Raw genomic sequence first — 24,105 nt, 5'->3', positions numbered from 1 at the left:
GTTATGCTGCGACAGATTCGGTCTCAGCAAATTTTGCCTTATAATACCGCACCGTCCGGCCGATCAGCATGCCACCGAGTAGACTGGGCGCAATCCAGCCAGCGGTTGCGATCCAGTCAGGTGCATCTGCCGGTACTATCCGACCAATATTCGTAACCAGTGCTGCGGTAAACGTAGCAATGTAAGAACCGCCCATCCGCGTAAAATGCTGAAAAAACCAGTGCATTTTTTCGGTAGGCTCAACCCCAAAACGGCGAACGTCCTGCATCGCAAAAACACCCGTTAAACCGCCAAAGAAGGTGAACAGAATCGGGAAGAAAGACGTACCATGCTGTATAGTCAGATACACCCCAAAACCGACCATCAGTACACTAACAGCCAGCGTAACATAAGTAAGAACCCGATCACTGTTTGTTGGGCCTGTCTTTTTCTGTTTGGTACCCCGCCAACCGGTCATACTCAGGTAAAAACTTAAAATGGCGATGCCCGTTAGAAACAGCCGCATCATCCTGAAAGGCTGAAGTACACACAGCAGCAAAGCTGTTATAGTCACCGTAATCATGCAATAGACATAGACAAGCCCGGCGCGATTGTGCAGGCGACTACCTTTTTTAGAAAACATTGGAATCAGGCCAACCAGTAAAGCCGTAAACCCAGTGGCAATGTGGATGATAAGCAACGAAATAATCAGCGTTTTCATAGCCGTAAAGCGTTTGTGTTCGACAGCAGCAAACCTACGGCAATGAACTCAACCACTGCGATTTAAAGGGTTTAATGGCAGTGCCTGGGATGTTTGGCAAGCAAAAACGATGTTTGGGATAAACGGTGGGACGTTTTACAAAGCCTTCAACTCGGCTACCAGCGTCTCGTTGTATTTTCGCGCAACGGGCACCTGAAACTGTCCTCCCAATAAGTGCAGCTTGTAGCCCTGTGCATTACCCGTTACGCGCTCAATACGATCGAGATTGACGATGTAGGACCGATGACATCGAACAATGTGTGGTAACGTAATCTGGCCTTCCAACCGGCTCAGGCTGCTCCGAAGAAGGGGCTTAACGGGCTGAAGCTGTCCGGTCGGGTTATGCTTCAGATAAACGACGGTGGAGTAATTGTCGCTCGATTCAATAAAAAGCAAATCAGCCGGAGATAGGGTAATGCTATCTTTCTCATTGTCGGCAACGAGTGTCAATACAGGAACGGCGGTTTCACCCGGCTGACCAATCGCTTTGTTTTCGTAGTTCTGAATACCCGATTCGGGCAAGTGAACCGGTAATTCCGCAGCTGCATGACTATATTTTTTGAGCTGGCGGATATAATTGAACAAAACGGTTCCCGTCACCGGAAATAAGCCAATCACGAACGTGACCAGGATCATACCCCACCAACCAACACCGCTTTTTTCCTCATCGACCAGCGATTCCAGATAAAATCGGTTCGCAATGGCAATCAGAAGAATGTTCGCCATCACCAGCAGGATTTCGCGCCCAACCGTCCAGTATGTATCCGAAAATTGATTGGGGAATAGCCGTGGCCAGATAATGAAGTTAAAGGTTGTTACAATAAACGTGATACCGCCAAACCCCAATAATTTGAACAATTTATTAGGCGTTTGCCAGTCACTCAGGCCAAACGGCTGAAAGACCAGTAGAAACAAGCCAATAAATAATCCGATAAGAGCGGCTCTCAGGGTCTGCTGCCTCAGCGAATCTTCAACAGGATAAGGTTGGCTGAATAGTTTAAACATACCGGTTCACGGCTATCGTTAAAACAACCGCCACCCGGCAATCTGGTCGATAAACTGCGGCAGAACGGGCGGATAAACTAAACACATAAACAGAACTCCGAATAAGGCCCCGTATAAGTGAGCATCATGATTGACGGTGCCTGCTCCCCGCTGGGATTCGTAGTAGGAATAGATCAGATATAGCGGGCCAAAGATGAAGCCAGGAATACCAATGGGAATAAAAAACAGGTAAAGTTTGGTAAGGGGGCTAATCAGAATACCGGCAAAAATGATAGCCGATACACCGCCAGATGCGCCCAGCGAGTTATATCTGGAATCTTTGCGGTGTTTCAAAAAGGTTGGGATACTGGAAATGACAATAGCAATCAAATAAAAACCGACGTAATAGATTGTTCCACTCGCCCCAAAAAGACTGGCGAACACCTGTTCCATAAGCCCGCCAAACGCATAGAAGCTAATCATGTTAAAAATCAAATGCATCCAGTCGGCGTGTAAGAATCCCGCTGTCAGCAGGCGGTAATATTGCCCCTTCTGGGCCACCTGATATGGATTCAGTATCCAGCGATTCATCACACTGTAGTCGTTCCAGGCCCATAGGCTAATACCAGCCGTGACGATAATAATAATAAGAGTTATGCTCATGATATTGGTTTATAGCTTCCGGCTCACGTTTTGTCGTTTTTGTTCATTCTGGCTAGAATTACAAATCACAACCAGTAACCCATCTGCCGATTAACTTTCCCGTTCGATTAATTGCCGGGTAAATTGAAGTAAAAATGCCTTACGTGCAGGATCAGCGTTGATTTGTTCGAAGTTAGCAAATCCCTGCGCAAAGTAACTGTTAATACGTGCTTCGGTAATCTGTCGGATACCCAACTGATCGTAAATGGTTGTAATGGCCCGTACTTTTTCGGCTTTGTCGAAGTCGGGGTGGGTTAGCCAGCCGATCAATTCGTCTTTGACGGAACCGGTAGCTTGTTCGAGCGCTTCGATGAGCAGAAATGTTTTTTTATTCGCAATAATATCTCCGCCCACCTGCTTTCCGAATTTAGCCGGATCGCCATATACATCCAATAAATCATCTTTTAGTTGAAAACCAATCCCAATATTTACCCCACCGGCATAAAGATGGGCATTGGTTTCGTCATCGGCTCCGCCAATTAACCCGCCTAGCTCAAGTGCGTATCCGAGCAGAACCGACGTTTTTAGCCGGATCATATCAATGTATTCCGCTTCGGTAACGTCCCAGCGTTTTTCGAAATTCATGTCCATTTGCTGGCCTTCACACACTTCGGCAGCTGTTCGTGTAAACCGGGTCATGGCTGGTTTCAGTTTATCGGCCTCAACATCCAGCAGTAATTCGTGCGCCTTAACCAGCATAACATCTCCCGATAAAATGGCGATGTTGTGATTCCATTTTTCATGCACGGTCGGTTGGCCACGACGCAAAGGAGCCTGATCCATGATGTCATCGTGCATGAGCGTGAAGTTGTGAAAAACCTCAACGGCGAGCGCGGGCCGGATCGCCTTTTTCCAGTCGTCGGTGAAGAGGTAGGCCGCCATCAGCGTCAGTAATGGGCGCATCCGCTTGCCACCGAGGCTCATAATATACCGGATCGGGTCGTAAAGTTCGGGGGGATACTGTCCGTATGGTGTACGTTGAAGTTCGTTTTGAAGAGCATCAATAAAAATAGCTGGACTCATTCGACAAGGGGCAGCATTCCGCTGAGTTTTGCGCCAAAAATAAGGCAAATACCCCCAAAACCCTAACCGCGTCGGCTTCGGCGGTAATGTTGCTGCTTAGCTGTACTGACAACCCAGATCAACCGGGCCGATAAAATAAAATAGCCATCCCGCCTGGTGTTATTACCCCGTTTGGCACCTGCCAGATTCGGAGTCTTGCCCAGCTCAAGCCGTCGGTCGGATAAAGCTGCTGCCAGGGGTTCCATACGGCTTCGGTCTGGATAGACAGTACTCACATCATCAACATAATCGCTCAACACATGCGTATAAACGCCTTCGAGGTGCCATTTGAATCGCTCACCAGCCACGATTGGTACGCCTATTCCATACCGAAGAATGACAGGCAACCGATTATAGTCTACGCCTTCAGTATGCAATGGAGCCAGGCTATAAGTTTGCCCTTTATAGGTTGTTTTGGGTGTTATGCAGGTGAAGCCGACACCAGCCATGACATACGGAATAATAATATGGTTTCGATCGTCGGGGTGCCACAAATCCATTTGCACGCCCGCCCAAATCTCAGGGTTCAGGCTCCTGAACGATAGATTGTTGTAAGAAAGGTGGGTATCCTGCTGGCTCCCATGAATGTAATAGAGTTGGGCTTCGGCCCGGAAGGTAAATCGATCGGAAAACCGATAAGCGGCTGCAATGCCCATTGCCACGCCTAGCCGTAAATGAGCCAGATCGCCCCGCTCGTTCATGTCTCCCAGATAGCGTGTTGTGCCCAGACCTGCGTTCAGTAGCCAGGCACCCGGCCTCTCCTGCCAATACGTAGAGCGTTGCGCATAAAGATGGGCAGGCCAGGCAATGACGAGTAGTGCGAGCAATGCACTAATTTTTATACTTTTCATGGGGCAAGATTGTTACGGTGTCGTTTTCACGGACAAAATAGCAATCTTACCTTACAAATGAAAAGTGTCTGATTTTAATTTTATTATTTATTTATAAATATAAAACCAGTAAGTTATTTAGTATTTAATAATCATATTTGATCATAGTTCACCAATATCTTCATTCCAGAGGGTAGGTTTCTCCGCAATAAATTGATTCATCATATCGACGCATTCGGGCAAATCGAGGTCTATTACTTCTACACCGTGCTGCTCCATAAACTCCCTTGCGCCAGCGAACGTCCGCGATTCACCGACAATGACCCTGGGAATTTTGAATTGAACAATGGTTCCGGCGCACATGTAACAAGGCATGAGCGTCGAATAAATGACTGTATTTTTGAACGAACCAACCCGTCCGGCATTATTAAGGCAATCCATTTCACCGTGTAGAATTGGATTGTTCTCCTGAACCCGCTTGTTATGGCCCGACGCGACTAATTCGCCATTCTTGATCAGCGCCGAACCGATTGGAATACCGCCTTCACTCAAACTTTTACGGGCCTGACGGATAGCCTCCTGCATAAATTCGTCCATAATTGAAAGGTGTATAAATTGCTGATTAATGATTGATGTGGCCTGATTCCCTTTCGATATAGTTTGCAACTCAGGCTACTCATACAAACCTATAAGGGTTAATTTATTCAGTACTAATCTACTCTCCTACTAACGAGGCACATCGAAAGGAATAACCTGTTCAACTAGTACTATTTTGTCAAAAAATATGTAATAAATGTCAATATTCAGTCATTTCTACGCGTTTGTTAACTGAATAATCCCAAAAAAGCTTTGTTTTGGGATTTATTTGCTCAGCGTGCCATGAATGAATTATTCTCGACTAATTTTTCTTCTGATGAATTGCTCTGGGAGCGATTCAAAAATGGTGATCGTCTGGCATTTGAGCAAATCATTTCGGTTCATTATGCCTCGCTCTTCCGGTTCGGGAGCCGCTACAGCAAAGATACAGGCTTGATTGAAGACTGCCTGCACGATATGTTCGTCTACCTGTGGGAACGTCGATTACACATCAGCGGAACCGATAGTATCAAAAAATATTTACTCAAATCGTTCCGTCATAAAATTCTGCTGGAACTACAGCGAACCCAGCGTCGGGGCTGGGTCGATGAAGATGAAGCGGTAGATATGTCTCCCGACCAGAACTTTGAAGACTTTTTTGTCTTTATCGAAACGGAACAACTGTCGGCAAAAAAAATTAAGACATTAATCGACCTCCTTCCTCAGCGTCAACAGGAAGCCCTTCATTTACGCTACTACGAAGAACTTGATATTGAACACATTGCCCAAGTAATGAGCATCAATCGGCAGTCGGTCTCCAATCACCTGCACAAAGCGCTGAATTTTCTGCGGGAACATTGGTAGCCGTAAAATGCCGGAGGGTTGTAAAATGCAGAAGCGTGCCACGGTTCAAAACCGTGGCACGCTTCTGCATTTTACAACCCTGAACTTTAGAAAACAGGAATGAAAAAAATTTCAGATCGTTCCCTAAAAAAAATCAGAAATACAGGGTATGAAGCGATGGCTGGCTAATTATATCAGTAAAGCAATCAAAAAATAGACATTTTCTATGAAATCATTTGATCATTTTGAGCTATATGATTTCCTGGAAGACGAATCATTCCGATCGTGGGTGTTTGAGAGAGCATCGACATCGGTAGTTGAGTGGTGGGAGCGGTTTCCGGCGGTGTATCCAGAAAAAGCCTTTCTAATGATTCAGGCCCGGGAAACATTGCTGGCAATGCAGGAAGACGCGTTGGTACCGGCACAAGACCGAATGCGCCAGAACATCCGGCAGATTATGCAGGATACTGAACCGGTTGTAGCAGTACACTCGGAACCTTTCTGGTCGTATCAGCGAATGGCCTGGGTGGCGGCTGCGTCGGTAGCTTTGTTTGTGTTAGCCTGGTTTGCCTGGACTTATAATCAGGACAAACCCGTAACCGTATATAAAAAACTGGTTGCCGCTGCAACGCTGCCTATGAAGGAAGTCGTAAATACAGGTTCTAAGACCCATCTGGTACTTCTGGCCGATGGGAGTTCAGTATTACTACAACCGAATAGCCGTATTAGCTATCCCAAAGCGTTTAATCAGCATAGCCGTCGTGAGATTTACCTGGTGGGAGAAGCTTTTTTTGAAGTAGCGAAAAATCCAGACAAGCCGTTTTTTGTCTATGCTGATAACTTGATTACCAAGGTGCTAGGCACCAGCTTTACGGTTCGTGCTTTTGATAAAAAAGCCATTGATGTGATTGTTAAGACGGGTAAGGTGTCTGTTTTTACCCGCACGGATAAGGAACGGGTCGAAAAGCAGGAGTCTCGCCAGTTGATTGGTCTGGTGCTGACACCGAACCAGCGGGTTCTATTCAATCGGGATGAAGGACGGCTGCTGCGTTCACTGGTCGAATCGCCAACGCTGGTCGATATGCCCATTCAGCAGTCCATGTTTGAGTTCAACGGAACGCCGATCAATCAGGTTTTTGCCTCGCTGGAAAAAGCCTATGGCGTTGAAATAATTTTTGATGCCGAGGTCATGAAAAATTGTTATCTGACAGCCTCGCTGGATGATGAGCCTCTATTTGAGAAACTAAATATGATTTGCCGGACACTGGATGCGCAGTATGAAGAAATGGACGGCAAGATTCTAATTAACACGAAAGGATGCCAATAAAAATACTTAACACTATGTCTTAGCCTATGCCCAAAAAACACATCCATTAACGCCACAAAAAAGAGTCAGCAATGCGCCAACATCACTGACTCAAGAGTCATTCCCCACTTGCTCTCTTCGAAAAAAGCACCCCTGTTGGGGTAAGGGAATTTTATTGCCGATTTAAACCGACAACCAATTCAAAAGTATGACAATTTGGATACAAATGCAGCACAGGCTGCTCAAAATTATGCGAGTCAGTTTTTACCTGTTTTTCGTAGTGACAGCGTTCGCTTCGATGGCACGGGCGCATGACACGTATGGTCAGGAATTACTTAATAAGCGTGTAAGCCTTCAGCTCTCCAACCTGACCGTTGAACAGGCAATCAACCGCATTGGTAAAGAAGCGGATGTGAAGTTCATGTATAACCCACGAATCTTCAATCAGCAACGGATCAGTGTACTCTCGTTTTCCAACGAAAAGCTATCGGCTGTACTCGATGCCGTGCTTGGGCCCGCTGCCATTGCCTATGAAGTAGGAGGAGCGACAATTATTCTGAAACGGATAACCAATTCCCCTCAGGCGTCATCAGATGGACGCGCGCTATCCATCCCAAACGTCGAAAAACTCGTTCCGCCCATTACCGTCACGGGCCGGGTTCTCGATGAAAAGGGCGCAGGTTTGCCGGGTGCTACGGTGCTGCTGAAAGGAACAAGCAATATCGGCACAGCAACCGACGCCGAAGGACGGTTCTCTCTGAACGTACCCGACGGTAGCGGAACGCTGGTCATTTCGTCGATCAGCTACACAACCCAGGAAGTTGCGATCAATAATCGGTCAACTTTGCCCGACATTCAACTGTCGTCGGATGTAAAGTCACTGAGTGAAGTGGTCGTTGTTGGGTATGGCACCCAGCGCAAGAAAGACCTGACGGGTGCCGTTGCCGTCGTTAACGTTTCTGAACTTCAGCAACAGCCTACCTCGCAGATTACCAATCAGTTGCAGGGCCGGGCTTCCGGAGTTACCGTATTGGGTTCTGGTCAGCCGGGCGAAGCACCACAGGTTCGCATCCGGGGCCTGAATACGTTCGGCAATAATCAGCCGCTTTATGTTGTCGATGGCGTACCAACGCAAAACATCAACGACATCAATCCCAACGACGTTGCCTCGATGCAGGTCTTGAAAGATGCCGGTTCGGCTTCAATTTACGGTTCACGGGCGGCCAACGGGGTTATAATCATCACGACCCGGCGCGGAACAGGTAAGGTAAAAGTGCAGTATGATGCCTATTATGGCGTACAGGTTCCCAAAAGTGGCAACGTATGGGATCTTTTGAATCCACAGGAAACGGCCCAACTGAAGTTTAATGCTTTACGCAATGCCAACCCAAACACGCCGATCAATGATCCGCTGTATGGCAGTGGAATGACGCCTGTATTGCCCGATTACATTGCCCCGCAGGGAGTTAAAGAAGGTGATCCTTCGGTCAACCCTTCGCTCTACAATGTGAACCCAACCTACAACGACGCAGCTCAGTATAACGCCTTCAACCGGATTACACGAGCGAATAAGGCGGGAACGGACTGGTTCCATGAGATTTTCAAGTCAGCCCCGATTATGAGCCACAACCTGGCCGTTAGTGGTGGTGGACCGCAGGGAAATTACCTGTTTTCCTTCAACTACTTCAATCAACAGGGAACGCTGATCAACACCTATCTAAAGCGATATACGATCCGTTCGAACAGCCAGTATAACATTCGGGAGAACATTCGGGTAGGCGAAAACCTTGCCTTTTCGGTGTCCGATAACCCCCGTATCAATGCGCTTACAGAAGGAAGTGCCATTGGGATGGCCTTTCGTGAGCAGCCTATTATCCCAGTCTACGATATCATGGGAAATTATGCGGGTGGCTATGGTCAGGGATTGGGCAATGCCAATAACCCGGTGGCGGTTCAACAGCGGACAGCGAACAACCGGGGCTTAAGCAACCGGCTTTTCGGCAATATGTACGCCGAGATTGACTTCCTGAAAGATTTCACTGCCCGCACCAGCTTTGGTGGCGAGTTGTTCATGGGAAATTACCACTCCTTCACCTACCCTACCTATGAGAATCAGGAGAATACAACGACCAATTCGTATACAGAAAATACGTTTAATGGGTCGAATTGGACCTGGACCAATACGGTGCAATACCAGCACAACTTCAACAACACGCACGATCTGAAAGTACTGGTCGGTACGGAAGCGTACCAGAATCAGGGGCGCAACGTAGGTGGAACAACGCAGAGTTATTTTTCCTTCGACCCGAATTTTACCAATCTCTCAACAGGTTCGGGCACACCAACGAACTACAGCAACCGTTATGCTGATGCCTTGTTCTCGCTGATTGGCCGGGTCGATTATTCCTTAAAGGACAAATACCTGTTTGGAGCTACCATTCGTCGTGATGGGTCTTCCCGCTTTCTGAACAATCAATATGGCTGGTTCCCGGCAGTGAGCGCGGGCTGGCGGATTTCGCAGGAAAGTTTCATGGGTGGCCTGACCTGGCTGAATGATCTGAAAATTCGGGGTGGTTACGGTGTAATGGGCAACCAGTTGAACGTTGATCCAGCCAATGCGTACACAACATACGGTGGCGACCGTACATCTTCTTATTATTCCATCAACGGATCCAATTCGGCCAACACACTCGGTTTCCAGCGGACACGCATTGGCAACCCCGACGCGAAGTGGGAAAAGAATATCAATGCCAACATTGGTTTTGACGCCAGCCTGTGGAAAGGCAAGCTCGACCTGACCGTCGATTACTACCACAAAGAAGTTCGCGACCTGTTGTATACGCTCGAACTGGCCGGTACGGCTGGTTTAGGAACAGCTCCTGCCGTTAACGTTGCCAAAATGCGGAACCAGGGCCTCGACATTGCCGCATCCAGCAACTTTAACATCACAAACGATCTGAAACTGAACGCGACACTGACGTTCACTACGTACAACAACAAGATCGTTTCGCTGGCTGAAGGAATCGACTATTTCGATCAGGAAGGTCGTCGGTTCAACGGTAGCTACATTGTTCGAAATGCGGTTGGCCATTCAATTGGTCAGTTCTTTGGGTATAAGACCGCAGGATTCTGGAATTCGCAGGAAGAAATCAATACCGCCAACGCCCAGGCTCAGCAAGCGACCGGGAATCCCGGAGCAGTTTACCAAAGTGACGTGGCCGTTGGTCGTTTCCGGTATGCCGACATTAACGGTGATGGGCAGATTACCGATGCCGACCGGACTTATCTGGGGAATCCGAATCCGAAGTTCAGCTACGGCCTGAACCTGGGAGCTACCTACAAGAAGTTTGACTTTAGCATCTTCTTCTACGGAACACAGGGCAACGATATCTGGAACAACGTACGCTGGTGGACCGACTTCAACGCAAACTTCCAGGGCGCAAAGAGCAGAACCGCTTTGTATGATTCCTGGACACCCGAAAATCATAACGCCAAAGCACCCATTCAGGAAACGGTTGGCTCATTTAGTTCGGCGAACATTCCCAACTCCTATTTCGTCGAGAATGGGTCTTACCTCCGGGCTAAGAACGCACAGATTGGCTATACGCTGCCAGCCAATACGCTCAAGAAACTGGGTATCGAGCGTCTGCGGGTCTATGTACAGTCGGCGAACCTGTTCACGATCACGAAATACTCAGGTCTGGACCCGGAAATTGGTACGACAGCCAATACCAACAACAGTTCAGGTGGCAGCTTAAATCAGTCTTTCTCGAACACCACGTCATTTGGTATCGACGAAGGGGTTTACCCGAACCAGCGGCAGTTCCTGTTTGGCCTGAATGTGACGTTCTAATTCTTATTAACCTGATACACGATGAAAATACCACAATATATAGCAGTCCTGGCAGTCACGGCCGTCGGATTGACATTTGACTCCTGCCAGAAAAGTCTCGAAATACCGGCTCAGGGCGCCTTGAGTGACCAGACGTTAGCTACCCGCAGTGGCGTTGATGCCCTCCTGACCGGTGCTTACGCAGCACTGGATGGTCAGCAATATGTCAACTCTTCCGCTCAAAACCTGAGCGGCTCCGATGCCTGGCAAGCCTCTCCCAGTAACTGGACTTACGGCAGCATTGCCGGTGGCGAGGCCCATAAAGGGAGTGATGGTAGTGACCAGCCAGCCGTTGATGCCATTGCCAAGTTCACTGCTGATGCCAGCAATGGGTTCTTTAACGGAAAATGGCGTACTGTCTACGAGGGTGTTAACCGCACGAACTCGACCCTGCGTTTGCTTGCCCAGGCGAAAGATGTTACCGATGCAGACCGTGCCAGTTTTTCGGCTCAGGCCCGTTTCCTGCGGGGCCACTATTACTTCGAATTAAAGAAGATGTGGAATAAGGTGCCCTGGATTGATGAAACCGTGGAAACAGCCTCAGCCAGCTCTCAGGCGAATACGGAGGATGTTTGGCCGAAAATTGAGGCTGATTTCAAATATGCGATGGACAATCTGCCCGCTACGCAGTCGGATGTAGGCCGGGTCAACAAATGGGCCGCGGCAACCTATCTCGCAAAAGCTTATCTGTACGAGCATAAATTCGCCGAAGCCAAGGCACTATTCGATCAGGTCATTAGCTCAGGCGTTACCAGCAACGGTCTGAAATATGCGCTGGTGACCAAGTATCACGACAATTTCGATGCGGCTACGGAAAATAATTCAGAATCGGTATTCGCCATTCAAATGGTAGCCAACGACGGAACGGGTACAATCGCCAATGCCAATCAGGGCGATATGCTAAACTTCCCATACGGCAATAGTCCGTTCCGCTGCTGTGGTTTCTTCCAGCCGTCGCAGGATTTAGCCAACTCATACCGGACCGATGCTACCGGACTACCGTATGTGGATGATTACAACAGTCACCCCGTAAAGAACGATCAGGGCGTTGCCTCGAATCAGCCGTTTACACCGGATGCCGGTACATTAGACCCCCGGATCGACTGGACCATTGGCCGTCGGGGCATTCCGTATCTGGATTGGGGGAACCATCCCGGTGCCGACTGGATCCGGAGCCCAGGACAGACTTACGCGGGTCCTTATTCCCCGAAGAAAAATATTTACATGCAGGCAACGCAGGATCAGTACGCGGATAACCATTCGTGGGCACCCGGAACGGCCATTAACCTGAATGTAATCCGTTTTGCCGATGTGCTGCTCATGGCGGCTGAAACAGAAGCGCAGTTAGGCAATTTCGAGCAGGCTCAAACCTATGTCAATCTGGTACGCGCGCGGGCGGCTAATCCGGTCAACTTCGTGTATAAGTATGCCAATGATGCGGCCCCACTTTCGGGCTATTCAACGACCCCTGCGGCCAATTACAAGATTGCGGTTTATCCGGCGGGTAAATTCGCGGGGTTGGGCAAAGACGGTGCCTTGAAAGCGATTTACTTTGAACGTAAACTGGAGTTAGCCACAGAAGGGCACCGGTTTTTCGATCTGGTTCGCTGGGGAACCGCCGAAACAACCCTGAATGCGTTCTTTACCTACGAAAGCACCGTAACAACGGATATTCGGGGTGGTCATTTTACGGCCGGAAAGAATGACTACTACCCGATTCCACAGCGGCAAATCGATCTGAGCACATCCAGCGGCAAGTCGTCTCTAACGCAGAATCCGGGTTATAATTAATGGCAGATTTCACGCAGATGTTCGTCGATAAAATGCCGATTCTGGCCGTAGTATTTCATTTTCTGCGTCAATTGGCTTCTCATTCGCGTACATCTGTGTGAAACCTTTATCATCAGAAAGAGGGCAGTCTTTGTGCTGCCCCTTTTTGTTTATACCCGGTTAAACTCAATCAAATGCAAAGACTATCTTTTCTCGTTTATTATAGTTGGTTGGTTGCACTGGCGGGGGTCGGTCTTGTCGCTGTCAGTTGCCAATCCGGCAGCGATTCGTCAACGACTACCCAGAAAACACCGGCTACAAACGGCGAAAAACTAGTCCAGCAGTATTGCAGCACCTGTCATTTACCCGTTTGGCCCGATGCCCTTAACAAAGAAACCTGGAGCAAACGGGTACTGCCAGCAATGGCTCCCAAACTAGGGCTGGAGGTCTGGCAAAAGACCCATTATTATCAGGCACCGAATGCCACAATATCGCTCGACGACTGGACTAATCTTGTCGCTTATTATGAAAAATTAGCCCCCGAGAAACCTAAAAAAGCGACACCGCCAGTTCCGTTAGTCAGTGACTGGTCAATTTTCAAACTGGTCAAACCCGCTGAAATCAGAGCGGAAATAGCCACGACAACGATGGTTGCTATTGATTCGGCCAGCCAACAGATTTACTCCAGCAATGAAACCAGTGCCGGGCTTTATCAATGGAATTCGTCATTAAAATCATCCCTTGTTCGCACATTGCCCTCTCCTGCTGTTCAGGCGAGTTTTAGTACCGATAAAACGGGCTCTCATCATGCGGTACTTACCTGCCTGGGAACGATGCGGGCGGTTGATCGGCCGATGGGTGAGATCCTGGACGTTACGCTCGGCAAAGCGACAACGACTTCACCAACTTCACTCGCCAATCAACTCCCCAGACCTATTCAGTCAACACCGGGCGACTTCAATCACGATGGTCTGACGGACTGGCTTGTTTGTGGCTTCGGGCACAATTCAGGTGGCTTGTACCAACTCAAACAACGCCCCGACCACCAGTTCGACAAGGTTGTCATCAGGGAAGTACCCGGTGCAACCCAGATCATTACGGGTGATTTCAACCAGGATGGCTGGCTGGATTTTATGGCATTGTTCGCTCATGCCGACGAAGGGATCTGGTTATTTACGAATGACCGAAAAGGTGGCTTCTCGGAACAAAACATACTTAAGTTTCCGCCTGTCTACGGGTCAACCAGCTTTCAGCTGATCGATTTTAATCGGGATGGTCAATTGGATATTCTGTATACCTGTGGCGACAACAGCGATTATTCCCGAATTTTTAAGCCCTTTCACGGGGTTTACCTCTTCACGAACCAAGGCAACAATCAGTACAAACAAACCTATTTTTATCCCATCAACGGCTGCACAAAAGCCATCGCTGCCGACTATGACAACGATGGCGATCTGGACATGGCAACGATTGCTTTCTTCGCCGATTTAAAAAACAATCCTGCCGAAACATTCATCTATTTTGAGCAACAAAAAACCGCTCAGTTTCTTCCCCATGCGGTTCCGGTGAGTAAGTATGGCCGCTGGATCTGCATGGACGTAAACGACTGGGATCACGACGGAGATCTTGACATAGTGTTAGGGAATTATTCACAGGGATTTCTGAATGAAGTTGGCTTTAAACCTAATTGGAACGGCTATCTGCCATTGATTGTGCTGGAAAATACCCGTACTCCATAACCTGTAAGCCACCCTGATTATCTGACCAGTAAAAACGGGATACTTTATTTTCTCACCACAACCTTCCCTACCATTTCTGTGTTTATTGGGTTGATTAGGAATCAACATCCCACCCTCAACATAACATGGACTTTATCGATTATTACAGCGTCCTGGGCATTCCCAAAACGGCGTCGGAGGACGATATCAAGAAAGCGTACCGGAAACTAGCCAGAAAGCATCACCCGGACCTGAACCCGAACGATGCAGAAGCCAATAAAAAGTTTCAGCAAATCAACGAAGCGAATGAGGTTCTGGGTAATCCGGAAAATCGTAAAAAATACGATCAATACGGGAAAGACTGGCAACACGCCGAACAGTTTGAAGAAGCCAGACGCCAACAGCAAGCACGTCAGCAATACACGCAAGGTGGAGTCGGAGAAGACTATGATTTCTCGGGCGGTTTCGGTGGAGCCGATTTTTCTGACTTTTTATCGTCACTGTTTGGGCAGGAAGGCGGCCCAGGAGCGGGTAGACGACAGGCAAATTTTCGTGGGCAGGACTACCAGGCCGACCTGCACCTTAGCCTACGCGATGCCTATACAACGCATAAACAGACGCTGACAGTAAACGAAAAAAACATTCGCATTACCGTTCCTGCGGGGATCGAAAATGGCCAGAAAATAAAACTGGCTGGCTACGGGGCACCGGGCGTTAACGGTGGTCCTAATGGCGACCTCTATATTACGTTTGTGATTACCGAGGATAGCCGATACAAACGCAAGGGCAGTGACCTATACGTCAATGAAGAAATTGATCTGTATACTGCCCTGTTAGGTGGCGAGAAAATTATTGAAACGCTGGACGGGAAAGTGAAGGTGACCGTGCCAACCGAAACGCAGAATGGCGCCAAAGTCAGGTTGAAGGGTAAAGGATTTCCCGTTTACAAGCAAGATGGGATATTCGGCGACCTATATGTTCAGTGGCAGATAAAACTGCCCACAAACCTGACGGATGAACAAAAAGAACTATTCCGAAAATTAGCCAGCCTGTAAAATGAGTTTTCGTAATAGGATTGTCAATTGTATGAAAATCCCACAGCCCTATACCGAAAGCTGAAAAACCGTTTTCCTATGCAACCCAACAACCTAATTTCCGTCACGGAATTCTGCGTGCATCACCATATTGAAGTTTCGTTTGTTCACTTACTGGAACAGCAGGGCCTGGTCGAAATCATTACGATTGAACAGACAATCTATCTGGAACCAACTCAACTGGGCAGGCTGGAAAAACTAGTCCGGCTACACCAGGATCTCGATATTCACCCTGATGACCTGGATATTGTGAGCGATCTGCTAGAACGGGTGGAAAGTTTACAGAGCCAATTGACGCAATTGCAGAATAGATTGATCTTCTATGAACAATTAGATCATTAACAGGTATTTAAGTCGTGTTTCGGCAATCAACCATGCGTTGATATTGCTTATACATGCCAAACGAATTACCTTGTAAAACCATAAACGATCTCAATCATGGCTTCATTCTTCAACAAAGGCTTCGGGCGAAAACGCGAGTCGGTGTCCAGTGAACGAATTCCGCCGGGGCAATACGAAACCCGCGACTTTCCGGTACTAACTGCCGGGCCAACACCGCGTATTCCGCTCACTACCTGGTCGTTTGCGCTGGAGGGCCTGATCGAAACGCCGATTCAATGGTCGTGGGAGCAATTCAATGCGCTTCCCCAGCAATCATTTACCAACGACATTCACTGCGTGACGAAATGGTCGAAACTGGATACGCATTGGGAGGGTGTTAGCATCGATACGCTACTCGAACATGTTAATCTGAAGCCGGAAGCCAGCCACGTGATGGCGTACTCCTACGGCGATTACACGACCAATATTCCGCTCGACGACCTTCGCCATGGAAAGGCATTTGTTGGCTTACGCTTTGAAGGACAACCGCTGGCTCCCGAACATGGAGGTCCTGCCCGATTGGTCATCCCGCATCTGTATTTCTGGAAAAGTGCCAAATGGATTAAAGGATTACGGTTCATGGAAGGTGATAAGCCGGGTTTCTGGGAGCGCGGTGGCTACAGCATGTATGGCGACCCCTGGAAAGAGCAACGGTATCGCAGCGATGATTGAGCTCGTTCACTAAATTGTATGGAAAAGATTCAGTGGCAGATTGCACGGGTAAAGGCCATTGTGCAGGAGACGCCCCATGTAAAAACCTTTACCCTGCACTTACCTCAGTGGATACCACATCTGCCAGGCCAGCACTATGATCTTCGGCTAACGGCCGAGGATGGCTATCAGGCCGAACGGAGCTATTCGATCGCATCGCCCCCCGAAAAAACCGGCGAAATCGACCTTACCGTTGAATTGATTGAGGATGGCGAAGTGTCATCCTACCTTCACGAGGGAATCGAACCTGGCGATCCACTGGAAGTTCGGGGGCCTATCGGTGGCTATTTTGTCTGGAAGGATAACATGGCTAATGAACCGCTGTTGTTGATTGCTGGTGGCTCCGGAGTAGTACCCCTGATGGCCATGCTTCGACATCGGGCTAAAATCGGCGCTGCCAATCCAACCACATTACTGTTTAGCGTTCGGACGGCCGACGATGCCATTTATCGGGATGAGCTGGAACAATTGGCGAAACAGGATTCCCAGTTTGAGCTGATTCTTACATTTACCCGGAAGGCTCCACCCGGCTGGACAGGTTATCAGCGTCGGGTTGATCAGGCGATGCTGACTGATGTGCTGAAGCGCTTTGCGTCTCACCCCAACGGTTTCGTTTGTGGGCCAACCTTATTAGTCGAGCAGGTGGCGAATACGTTATCCGATTTGGGGTTACCATCCACGAAAATCCGAACCGAGCGGTTTGGGCCTACCGGAACGTAGTACCTGATCGTCTCACTTCATTTCAGGCAGAATGTACCATGATCACAGATACGGATACCATAGATCGGGCGCTGCGGTTAGATGGCAACGCAGTGGCCGGTGAATTGCAGATGCTGCTAAATCTGGACGTTACCATACTTCAGATGACGTGCAGCCATTGCCACAAAGAAGGCATTTTTGCGAATCTATTGGCTTATGTCCGTGGGCCAGGTCTGGTGCTACGCTGTCCCACCTGCGACGGCCTCATCCTGCAACTGGTAAAGTCTCCTTCGGGATCGATCCTTACCGTAGAAGGATTAGCGGCAGACATAAAGAGCACCATCATCCCGTAAAGGGCTTGTGCGATTCTATGCGGCAATGCCGTAAATTAGCCTGCAAAAGGCACTTTAACTGCTCAACGGAATGCCACTTGTTTACCGCTTATTCATACTAACTACGCTATTTTTCAGTACTGCTCAGTCCGTAATGGCCCAGACATCCAAACGCCCCCGCGATTATGGTATTAAACTGGGCGTACTTCCCACTGGCCCGTTCAATGCGATAACAGATGTGCCAGGAGTCCGGGTTGGGCAGGTAACACTCAAAGAGGGGCAGTCCATTCAAACGGGTGTTACGGCTATTCTCCCACACGATGGCAATCAGTTTCAGCAGAAAAGTCCAGCGGCTATTTATATCGGTAATGGATTCGGCAAACTGACTGGCTACAGTCAGGTCGAAGAGCTTGGCACACTCGAAACGCCCATTGTTTTGACGAATACCCTGAGCGTACCAACCGCTGCCGATGCGCTAATTGACTATACATTGTCCCAAAAAGGCAATGAGCAGGTTCGTTCCGTGAATTCAGTGGTCGGTGAAACGAACGATGGCTTTCTGAACGACATTCGTGGTCGGCACGTGACGAAGCAGCACGTTCTGGATGCGATTCGGCAAGCCAAAACCGGCCCCGTCGAAGAGGGTAATGTCGGAGCAGGAACAGGAACTGTTTGTTTTGGCTTTAAAGGCGGTATCGGAACCGCATCCCGAAAATTACCCGCATCCCTGGGCGGCTATACGGTTGGGGCACTTGTCCAGACGAACTTTGGCGGGGTTCTACAAATTGCGGGCGTACCGGTGGGTGTCGCCTTGGGACGCTATGATTTTAAAAAAAATCTGGACGGCTCCTGCATGATGATCGTACTGACCGACGCGCCTTTAGACGCCCGTAACCTCAAGCGCCTGGCAAAACGGGCGTTTATGGGACTGGCTCAAACAGGGGGCATTGCGTCGAACGGAAGTGGCGATTATGTCATTGCGGTCTCAACTGCTTATCAGATTTCGCATGAAGCCGCCACTTCGCTCGATGAACTAAAGGTACTGCGCAATGACAACGTTTCTCCTTTGTTTCTGGCAGCCATTGAAGCTACCGAAGAAGCCATCATCAATTCATTATTTGCCGCCCAAACGCTCACCGGTGATCAAGGGCATCAGGTTGAGCAACTACCCATCGAAAAAGTAGTGGACTTACTAAAGAAGGCAGGGCAAGCCCGTTAATACGCCAAATCGTTACCGTTTACTTTCTGCCACGCGCCAGAGAATGCCCGCTAATCCGGCAAACGCCAGTGCACCCAGTAGCATATATCCCCCTTCGCCTAATGCACCCGCCAGAGCTGGTTCAAGCGTTAAGGCTGTCAGTCCGTTATAGATTGACTCATTAACGGATAGTAAGGCGATTGCTACACCGGCCAGCGCTCCCCCGGCCACCAGTCCTGTTGCGAAGAGATTTCCTTTGCCCAGGTCAGCATCTTCTTCTACGGTTCCTTTCCGCTTGGCATTCCAGTCGACAATGGCTTTAACGAGACCACCACAGAAGATCGGCAGAGTTGTCGAGAGCGGCAGGTAAAGACCTACGGCAAACGCTAGTGCACTAACTCCGCATAACTCAAAGACAAAAGCCGTAAAGGCGCCAACCAACACGAACTGCCAATCCAGATTGAACGATAAAAGCCCTTTAATGAGCGTAGCCATGAGCGTTCCCTGTGGTGCAGGAAATTTATCAGAACCTATGGCATGTGTAATCCCCTGGGCCAGCAGATCGGGCGTTGGCGTATCCAGGATTTTCACGGTGGCACCAACGACCAACGACGATACGATAACGCCGATAAACAAGGCCATTTGCTGGTATTTAGGCGTTGCTCCGACCAAATAGCCCGTTTTTAGATCCTGTGACGTTCCGCCAGCATTGGCAGCCGCCACACAGATCATGCTTCCTACAACCAGAACGGCGGGTTCATAGACCTTTCCCGTTAAACCTAAAGCGATAAAAACGAGGGATGTTCCCATAATCGTAGCAATGGTCATTCCCGAAACGGGCGAAGAACTCGACCCAATCAACCCAACAATCCGACTGGCAACTGTCACAAAAAAGAAACCAAAGACAATCACCAACACCGCAATTAGCAGCTTGGTCAGTAGCGAATCGCCGGGAATCTGTGGTAACACAACCATCAATGCGGCCAGTACGATGCTACCAACAATAACGATTCTAACGCTCAGATCCCGCTCAGTTCGTGGTGTACGGTCACTTTCACTCAGTGCATCTTCCGTTTCAATCGCGTTGATCGATGATTTACTAAAACTTTGCCGAAATGAAGAAACAATGGTTGGAATGGTTTTAATCAGCGTCATAAAGCCCCCCGCCGTAACAGCTCCGGCCCCAATTTGCCGGATATAGGCCCGGTAGATAGCCGCTGCCGTATCGGCGAAGGTATGGGTTGCAGGGTTCCAGCCACCCGGTCCGCCTGCGGTTTGTAGATTGTCCAGATAACCAAGTTTCTGAAGTTGTAGAGCAATGGTATCGCCCGGAACAACCGACGCCAGTAGTGGAATGAGCGCCAGCCACGCCAAAATACCTCCTCCGACCAATACGGCCGAAATCCGGAAGCCAATAATATAACCAACACCCAGATACTCCGGGGTGATTTCGCCCGCAACCTGCGCAGACGGAAAGAAGCGATTCGCCTGTTTCGTTGCCCAGACCGGTACCTCAGCCACAACGTGTAATACTTTTTGTAACAGAGCATAAAGCAAGGCGATACCCAAACCCTGATAAGCCGTTTTAGCGAAATCTCCCCCTTTTTCACCCGCAATCAATACCGACGCACAGGCCGTACCTTCAGGATAGGGCAGTTTGCCATGCTCTTGCACGATAAGCGATCGACGTAGGGGAATCATCATTAAAGTACCGATCAGCCCACCCAGAATAGCCAGTGTCAGAATAGTCCAGTAGTTAAAAAAGTCGGCCCCACTTCCACCGGTCAGGAACAGAAATCCTGGCATTGTGAAGACTACGCCCGAGGCAATACTTTCTCCTGCCGAACCGGTTGTCTGAATAATGTTATTTTCGAGGATGGTGGTATTGAGAAACCGACGTCCGAGCGAAATGGCCAGTACCGCAATTGGAATAGAAGCCGATACGGATAGACCGGCCTTGAGTGATAAATAGACGGTAGCCGCTCCAAAAAGAACGCCAAAAACCGCCCCCGTAATAATCGCTTTGAGGGTAAACTCCGCGGGCGATTCCTTATCAGAGATGAATGGCTTGTGGGCAGGGGTTGGGTTGGGAGTCATAGAAAAGCTATTTTGCCCAAAAGAAAGGAAAAAATACCATCTATCGAAAAGACTTGACAAAGTCCGTCATTTTATGGATGTTTGTCTTACCAAAAACAAGCGGGAGTAGCTCAGTTGGTAGAGCGGCAGCTTCCCAAGCTGCAGGCCGTGGGTTCGAGACCCATTTCCCGCTCCAAGATTCCGAACTCACCGTCAAGCACTTACGAAAAAACCGTAAGTGCTTTTTGTTTTTCATAGGGCCGCTAATAAAACAACTACCCGCATTGCGCTATCTGTTTAGGCAAATTGGATCGAACATTAATATTGTTAAATATTGAATACTGCTCTATCGGATCTGGTAAAGAATCCTTTTCCTTAGTCAGAAACCGATAAGCCGGGGGGAGTAAAAAAATAGATATGACTGGAGGAGGATTCAGCTGGCAGTCCCAAGCATGGCTCGGGAGGACGATTTTGCAATGGACAAATATGTAACTAACCTTTATTGTACCGTTGAGAACGACCCAAGCCAAACTTTATTCATTCTGAAATGACGTAACTACTGACGACAGGTCGCTATTAAGTCCATTCTCTTTCGATTTGGGCTCAAAAAATGTATGATACTGATAAACAGGCGAGCTAACCGCCGTGCGGTAGCTGTAGACCAAGGTTCAGCCAGAATCGATCAACCCAAACCCTTATTGACATGAATGGATTAGCCTTCTTTGTCGCCATTTCTTTATGTATAGTATCGGCCGTTAGCGTTCCGTTTCAGGGCAGAAACATTGCTTTTCAGCTTTACAGTGGGAAATCTGTATCGGATGATACCCTGAAAAAACGAAAAGTGGGCAACCCACTCGACCATTTACCCAAAAACATCGACGTGCTAACTGGCTTCGGCGAACGAGCTGATTTTTCGCCCGATAGCAAACGGATTGCGTTCATGACCAAAAGTTTTGGCGATGCGATGGTGCTGGATTTGGCCACTCGACAGATTAAATGCCTGACCTGCAACGTACCGGCTGCCGTTTTTCTACGAGTTATGCACCTGTCGAATGGCGATTATATCCTGATTGGCCCGGAGAAATTTGAAGATATCCGTATCAGCCGATCCAGAGATAATGAGCTTTGGTACCTAAGCAAAGTACCGGGTTCAAAACCAATTAAGCTGGGTGTACTTATGAGCGAAGGAATGGCTATTTCGAAGAAAAGTATGAAAATCGCCTATTCGCAAGTGCATGATCAGGTTCCTCAACTAGCCGAACACGCATCCCGTCTAACCGTTTGTGAAGTCGATTTGTCGGGTGGTACGCCCAAACTGATTAACCAAAAGACGGTTTACGAAGGAGCCGGGTATCCATATGAAGCCCAGGACTTTTTTGATAATGACTCGAAAATGACCTTCGTTCGGTACGAGCCCATTCGGGATGCCGCCGGTAAACAAATCGGCCAGTTGGCATCTGTAATGACCCTCGATCTGAAAACGAACGAAGTTATCAACCACTCTAAGAAGCCTACTACCTACAACGAATGTGAAGGGATTTTTCCCGGAGGTAAGTACACGCTGGTAGAAGCCGACCGGCAGTGCGATTGGCTAGGCGGAAAGCGAGGTGGATCGAACATCGACATCTGGAAACTGAAGCTCGACGGAACCGGGAAGGACTTTGTTCGACTCACCAATTTCAATGACTTTGAAGGCGGCAAGGCGTCCAACCCGGTCGTATCCAATGACGGAAAATACATGGCTTTTCAACTGGCGAATACCGCCGATCCTGCTGGGGTTGGGTATGGTCTGCTGCTTTATAAGTTTTAAGCAGAACGAAATTCAATCTGTTCACCCTTGCTGCTTGTTTCACCACGTACCCAAGCAGATTCTCCTCAATCCGTATGAATGAATGATACTGAAAACAGTAGACGGAGTTTTTTGAAAAACACGTCGGCAGGTACAACTTTTTTAGCCACTAGTAGTCCCTTTGTTACGCTGGATGCACTAACTAGACAAACCATACATTCAGATACGAAAGTACTTCCCTGGTACAAAACCGTCACACGCTGGAGACAAGTCAATATTACCGAAAAAGATCCCCTGCACTACGCCATCGGTTGGTGGCGAAACTACTGGAAACGAACCGAACTTGGCGGGATCATCGTCAATGCTGGGGGGATTGTAGCCTATTATCCAAACAGAATCCCGTTCCATCATAAAGCCGAGTACCTGGGTGATCGCGATTTGTTCGGAGAGCTTTGCAAGGGGGCTCACGAAGACGGTCTGGCCGTTTTTATCCGTATGGACTCCAACCGGGCACATGAAGATTTTTACAAAGCGCATCCCGGTTGGTTTGCCATTGACGGACAAGGCAAACCCTACAAGTCCGACGATCTATACATCTCCTGCATCTTCAGCCTTTATTATCAGGAACATATCCCCGCTATTCTGGCAGTCTGATTGCCACCGGCGAATCCAGCCTGTACGATGAGTGGGGTGATGCTCGCCCGGATTAGGCCCTGGCTGGTCTGTTCGGGGTTCACGCACCAACGACCATAGAAAAGTCTATACCGGAACAAAAGCTGGCTCGCGATACCTATCACACCTATGTACGGCTGACCCCTGAGCTACATGCTCAGGTGAAAGGACCGCATACGAGTCAGGAATCAAACGTAGGAACGACTAAACGCCACCCCATTCTGAAAGGCTTTGAAGAAACCGATAGTTTGCCGTATGGTGGACTCCTTGATCCACAGCGTGTTGACCCTGGAGCAGACGTGTTGATGACCTACATCCCCAGTTTCTGACCTATCCTCCAGAAAAAGCCTATATGCCGACTGCAAAAACCGGCATTCCGGCCTTGGTGGTTAGGACCACCCCTATTTACATGAGATCGCCATAAGTCTTAATAATTACAAGCGTTCCGTACCGGCCGTTTTGTTGCTCGATGTAATTTTTGGCTTGCTCTTCAGTTTTAAAAGGATCTAGCAAATGTTCATTGGGGTAATTCGAAACCGATCCTGCATCTTTGGGATAGGCGGTGATAAGTGGATAGAGTGAATATGGTAATGGTTCGTGGGATCCGTTCTGCCGTTGAATCTTGAAAATATAAAATAACTCCTGCATGGCTCTCCTATTAATGTAAATATAAAATCTTGTAAAGCTCTTTGCTTCGCTCGTCTTTATTACGGTTTCACTGATCAGATACT

The 24,105-nt window shown here is 48.6% G+C and carries 21 protein-coding genes and 1 tRNA gene; 15 read left to right on the top strand and 7 right to left on the bottom strand.

Annotation, left to right across the window (positions count from 1 at the left end):
* Position 1 precedes the first annotated feature (1 nt).
* The 6 genes from G8759_RS03220 to G8759_RS03195 form a co-directional block, all read right to left on the bottom strand.
* Complete coding sequence (locus G8759_RS03220) at positions 2-700, bottom strand: DUF2306 domain-containing protein (RefSeq protein ID WP_167205155.1); 699 nt, start codon at positions 698-700, stop codon at positions 2-4.
* Positions 701-835: 135 nt separating this feature from the next.
* Positions 836-1,744 (bottom strand): LytR/AlgR family response regulator transcription factor, encoded by a 909-nt coding sequence (locus G8759_RS03215; RefSeq protein ID WP_167205153.1) that lies wholly within the window; start codon positions 1,742-1,744, stop codon positions 836-838.
* An 18-nt stretch (positions 1,745-1,762) separates the two neighbouring features.
* Positions 1,763-2,386 carry a rhomboid family intramembrane serine protease gene (locus tag G8759_RS03210; RefSeq protein ID WP_167205151.1) on the bottom strand — a complete coding sequence of 208 codons (624 nt, stop codon included), beginning with the start codon at positions 2,384-2,386 and terminating at the stop codon, positions 1,763-1,765.
* Between the two features lie 90 nt (positions 2,387-2,476).
* Positions 2,477-3,448, bottom strand: a complete 972-nt coding sequence (locus G8759_RS03205) for a polyprenyl synthetase family protein (RefSeq protein ID WP_167205148.1) — start codon at positions 3,446-3,448, stop codon at positions 2,477-2,479.
* A 62-nt stretch (positions 3,449-3,510) separates the two neighbouring features.
* Positions 3,511-4,338 carry an outer membrane beta-barrel protein gene (locus G8759_RS03200; protein ID WP_232074113.1) on the bottom strand — a complete coding sequence of 276 codons (828 nt, stop codon included), beginning with the start codon at positions 4,336-4,338 and terminating at the stop codon, positions 3,511-3,513.
* 141 nt (positions 4,339-4,479) lie between these two features.
* Positions 4,480-4,914 carry a nucleoside deaminase gene (locus G8759_RS03195; RefSeq protein WP_167205146.1) on the bottom strand — a complete coding sequence of 145 codons (435 nt, stop codon included), beginning with the start codon at positions 4,912-4,914 and terminating at the stop codon, positions 4,480-4,482.
* A 282-nt stretch (positions 4,915-5,196) separates the two neighbouring features.
* On the opposite strand from G8759_RS03195, the gene G8759_RS03190 reads away from it, so the two are divergent.
* From G8759_RS03190 to G8759_RS03140, 11 genes are all read left to right on the top strand, one after another.
* The gene (locus tag G8759_RS03190) at positions 5,197-5,757 is read left to right on the top strand and encodes an RNA polymerase sigma factor (protein WP_167205144.1); all 561 of its coding nucleotides are present in this window, start codon (positions 5,197-5,199) and stop codon (positions 5,755-5,757) included.
* Positions 5,758-5,962: 205 nt separating this feature from the next.
* A complete protein-coding gene (locus tag G8759_RS03185; RefSeq protein WP_167205142.1) occupies positions 5,963-7,063 on the top strand; it encodes a FecR family protein in 1,101 nt (366 codons plus the stop codon).
* Between the two features lie 187 nt (positions 7,064-7,250).
* Positions 7,251-10,895, top strand: coding sequence for a SusC/RagA family TonB-linked outer membrane protein (locus G8759_RS03180; protein ID WP_232074112.1), 3,645 nt, complete (start codon positions 7,251-7,253; stop codon positions 10,893-10,895).
* 21 nt (positions 10,896-10,916) lie between these two features.
* On the top strand, positions 10,917-12,725 hold the full coding sequence (locus G8759_RS03175; protein WP_167205140.1) for a RagB/SusD family nutrient uptake outer membrane protein: 1,809 nt from the start codon (positions 10,917-10,919) through the stop codon (positions 12,723-12,725).
* Between the two features lie 173 nt (positions 12,726-12,898).
* Positions 12,899-14,443, top strand: coding sequence for an FG-GAP repeat domain-containing protein (locus G8759_RS03170; protein WP_167205138.1), 1,545 nt, complete (start codon positions 12,899-12,901; stop codon positions 14,441-14,443).
* A gap of 125 nt (positions 14,444-14,568) precedes the next feature.
* On the top strand, positions 14,569-15,477 hold the full coding sequence (locus G8759_RS03165) for a DnaJ C-terminal domain-containing protein (protein ID WP_167205136.1): 909 nt from the start codon (positions 14,569-14,571) through the stop codon (positions 15,475-15,477).
* Positions 15,478-15,555: 78 nt separating this feature from the next.
* Positions 15,556-15,858: a chaperone modulator CbpM gene (locus G8759_RS03160; RefSeq protein WP_167205134.1), complete on the top strand. Its 303-nt coding sequence runs from the start codon at positions 15,556-15,558 to the stop codon at positions 15,856-15,858.
* A gap of 96 nt (positions 15,859-15,954) precedes the next feature.
* Entirely contained in the window at positions 15,955-16,569 is a 615-nt protein-coding gene (locus G8759_RS03155; protein ID WP_167205132.1) for a sulfite oxidase-like oxidoreductase, read from the top strand.
* Between the two features lie 18 nt (positions 16,570-16,587).
* Positions 16,588-17,328, top strand: coding sequence for a ferredoxin reductase (locus G8759_RS03150; RefSeq protein ID WP_167205130.1), 741 nt, complete (start codon positions 16,588-16,590; stop codon positions 17,326-17,328).
* A gap of 38 nt (positions 17,329-17,366) precedes the next feature.
* A complete protein-coding gene (locus tag G8759_RS03145; RefSeq protein ID WP_167205128.1) occupies positions 17,367-17,660 on the top strand; it encodes a DUF6510 family protein in 294 nt (97 codons plus the stop codon).
* A gap of 133 nt (positions 17,661-17,793) precedes the next feature.
* A complete protein-coding gene (locus G8759_RS03140; RefSeq protein ID WP_394353318.1) occupies positions 17,794-18,858 on the top strand; it encodes a DmpA family aminopeptidase in 1,065 nt (354 codons plus the stop codon).
* 12 nt (positions 18,859-18,870) lie between these two features.
* Here G8759_RS03140 and G8759_RS03135 read toward each other — a convergent pair whose 3' ends face one another.
* Positions 18,871-20,934, bottom strand: a complete 2,064-nt coding sequence (locus G8759_RS03135; RefSeq protein ID WP_167205124.1) for an OPT family oligopeptide transporter — start codon at positions 20,932-20,934, stop codon at positions 18,871-18,873.
* Positions 20,935-21,033: 99 nt separating this feature from the next.
* Between G8759_RS03135 and G8759_RS03130 the strand changes: the two genes are divergently transcribed.
* From G8759_RS03130 to G8759_RS35650, 4 genes are all read left to right on the top strand, one after another.
* Positions 21,034-21,109 (top strand) — tRNA-Gly (locus G8759_RS03130).
* A gap of 507 nt (positions 21,110-21,616) precedes the next feature.
* Entirely contained in the window at positions 21,617-22,723 is a 1,107-nt protein-coding gene (locus G8759_RS03125; RefSeq protein ID WP_232074111.1) for a TolB-like translocation protein, read from the top strand.
* 78 nt (positions 22,724-22,801) lie between these two features.
* On the top strand, positions 22,802-23,356 hold the full coding sequence (locus G8759_RS35655; protein ID WP_197933084.1) for an alpha-amylase family protein: 555 nt from the start codon (positions 22,802-22,804) through the stop codon (positions 23,354-23,356).
* Between the two features lie 179 nt (positions 23,357-23,535).
* Positions 23,536-23,703: a hypothetical protein gene (locus G8759_RS35650; RefSeq protein WP_197933083.1), complete on the top strand. Its 168-nt coding sequence runs from the start codon at positions 23,536-23,538 to the stop codon at positions 23,701-23,703.
* Positions 23,704-24,105 lie beyond the last annotated feature (402 nt).

This window comes from Spirosoma aureum (assembly GCF_011604685.1).
In the GTDB taxonomy this organism is placed as follows: domain Bacteria; phylum Bacteroidota; class Bacteroidia; order Cytophagales; family Spirosomataceae; genus Spirosoma; species Spirosoma aureum.
This window is presented reverse-complemented; position numbering and strand designations above follow the sequence as displayed.

Excerpts from the sequence above, each read along its gene's own strand:
- G8759_RS03160 (WP_167205134.1), top strand. The coding sequence starts at position 15,556 with ATGCAACCCAACAACCTAATTTCCGTCACGGAATTCTGCGTGCATCAC.
- G8759_RS03200 (WP_232074113.1), bottom strand. The coding sequence starts at position 4,338 with ATGAAAAGTATAAAAATTAGTGCATTGCTCGCACTACTCGTCATTGCC.
- G8759_RS03195 (WP_167205146.1), bottom strand. The coding sequence starts at position 4,914 with ATGGACGAATTTATGCAGGAGGCTATCCGTCAGGCCCGTAAAAGTTTG.
- G8759_RS03210 (WP_167205151.1), bottom strand. The coding sequence starts at position 2,386 with ATGAGCATAACTCTTATTATTATTATCGTCACGGCTGGTATTAGCCTA.
- G8759_RS03215 (WP_167205153.1), bottom strand. The coding sequence starts at position 1,744 with ATGTTTAAACTATTCAGCCAACCTTATCCTGTTGAAGATTCGCTGAGG.
- G8759_RS03140 (WP_394353318.1), top strand. The coding sequence starts at position 17,794 with ATGGCCCAGACATCCAAACGCCCCCGCGATTATGGTATTAAACTGGGC.
- G8759_RS03180 (WP_232074112.1), top strand. The coding sequence starts at position 7,251 with ATGACAATTTGGATACAAATGCAGCACAGGCTGCTCAAAATTATGCGA.
- G8759_RS03135 (WP_167205124.1), bottom strand. The coding sequence starts at position 20,934 with ATGACTCCCAACCCAACCCCTGCCCACAAGCCATTCATCTCTGATAAG.
- G8759_RS03175 (WP_167205140.1), top strand. The coding sequence starts at position 10,917 with ATGAAAATACCACAATATATAGCAGTCCTGGCAGTCACGGCCGTCGGA.
- G8759_RS03205 (WP_167205148.1), bottom strand. The coding sequence starts at position 3,448 with ATGAGTCCAGCTATTTTTATTGATGCTCTTCAAAACGAACTTCAACGT.
- G8759_RS03155 (WP_167205132.1), top strand. The coding sequence starts at position 15,955 with ATGGCTTCATTCTTCAACAAAGGCTTCGGGCGAAAACGCGAGTCGGTG.
- G8759_RS03145 (WP_167205128.1), top strand. The coding sequence starts at position 17,367 with ATGATCACAGATACGGATACCATAGATCGGGCGCTGCGGTTAGATGGC.
- G8759_RS03150 (WP_167205130.1), top strand. The coding sequence starts at position 16,588 with ATGGAAAAGATTCAGTGGCAGATTGCACGGGTAAAGGCCATTGTGCAG.
- G8759_RS03190 (WP_167205144.1), top strand. The coding sequence starts at position 5,197 with ATGAATGAATTATTCTCGACTAATTTTTCTTCTGATGAATTGCTCTGG.
- G8759_RS03185 (WP_167205142.1), top strand. The coding sequence starts at position 5,963 with ATGAAATCATTTGATCATTTTGAGCTATATGATTTCCTGGAAGACGAA.
- G8759_RS03165 (WP_167205136.1), top strand. The coding sequence starts at position 14,569 with ATGGACTTTATCGATTATTACAGCGTCCTGGGCATTCCCAAAACGGCG.
- G8759_RS03125 (WP_232074111.1), top strand. The coding sequence starts at position 21,617 with ATGAATGGATTAGCCTTCTTTGTCGCCATTTCTTTATGTATAGTATCG.
- G8759_RS35655 (WP_197933084.1), top strand. The coding sequence starts at position 22,802 with ATGAATGATACTGAAAACAGTAGACGGAGTTTTTTGAAAAACACGTCG.
- G8759_RS03170 (WP_167205138.1), top strand. The coding sequence starts at position 12,899 with ATGCAAAGACTATCTTTTCTCGTTTATTATAGTTGGTTGGTTGCACTG.
- G8759_RS03220 (WP_167205155.1), bottom strand. The coding sequence starts at position 700 with ATGAAAACGCTGATTATTTCGTTGCTTATCATCCACATTGCCACTGGG.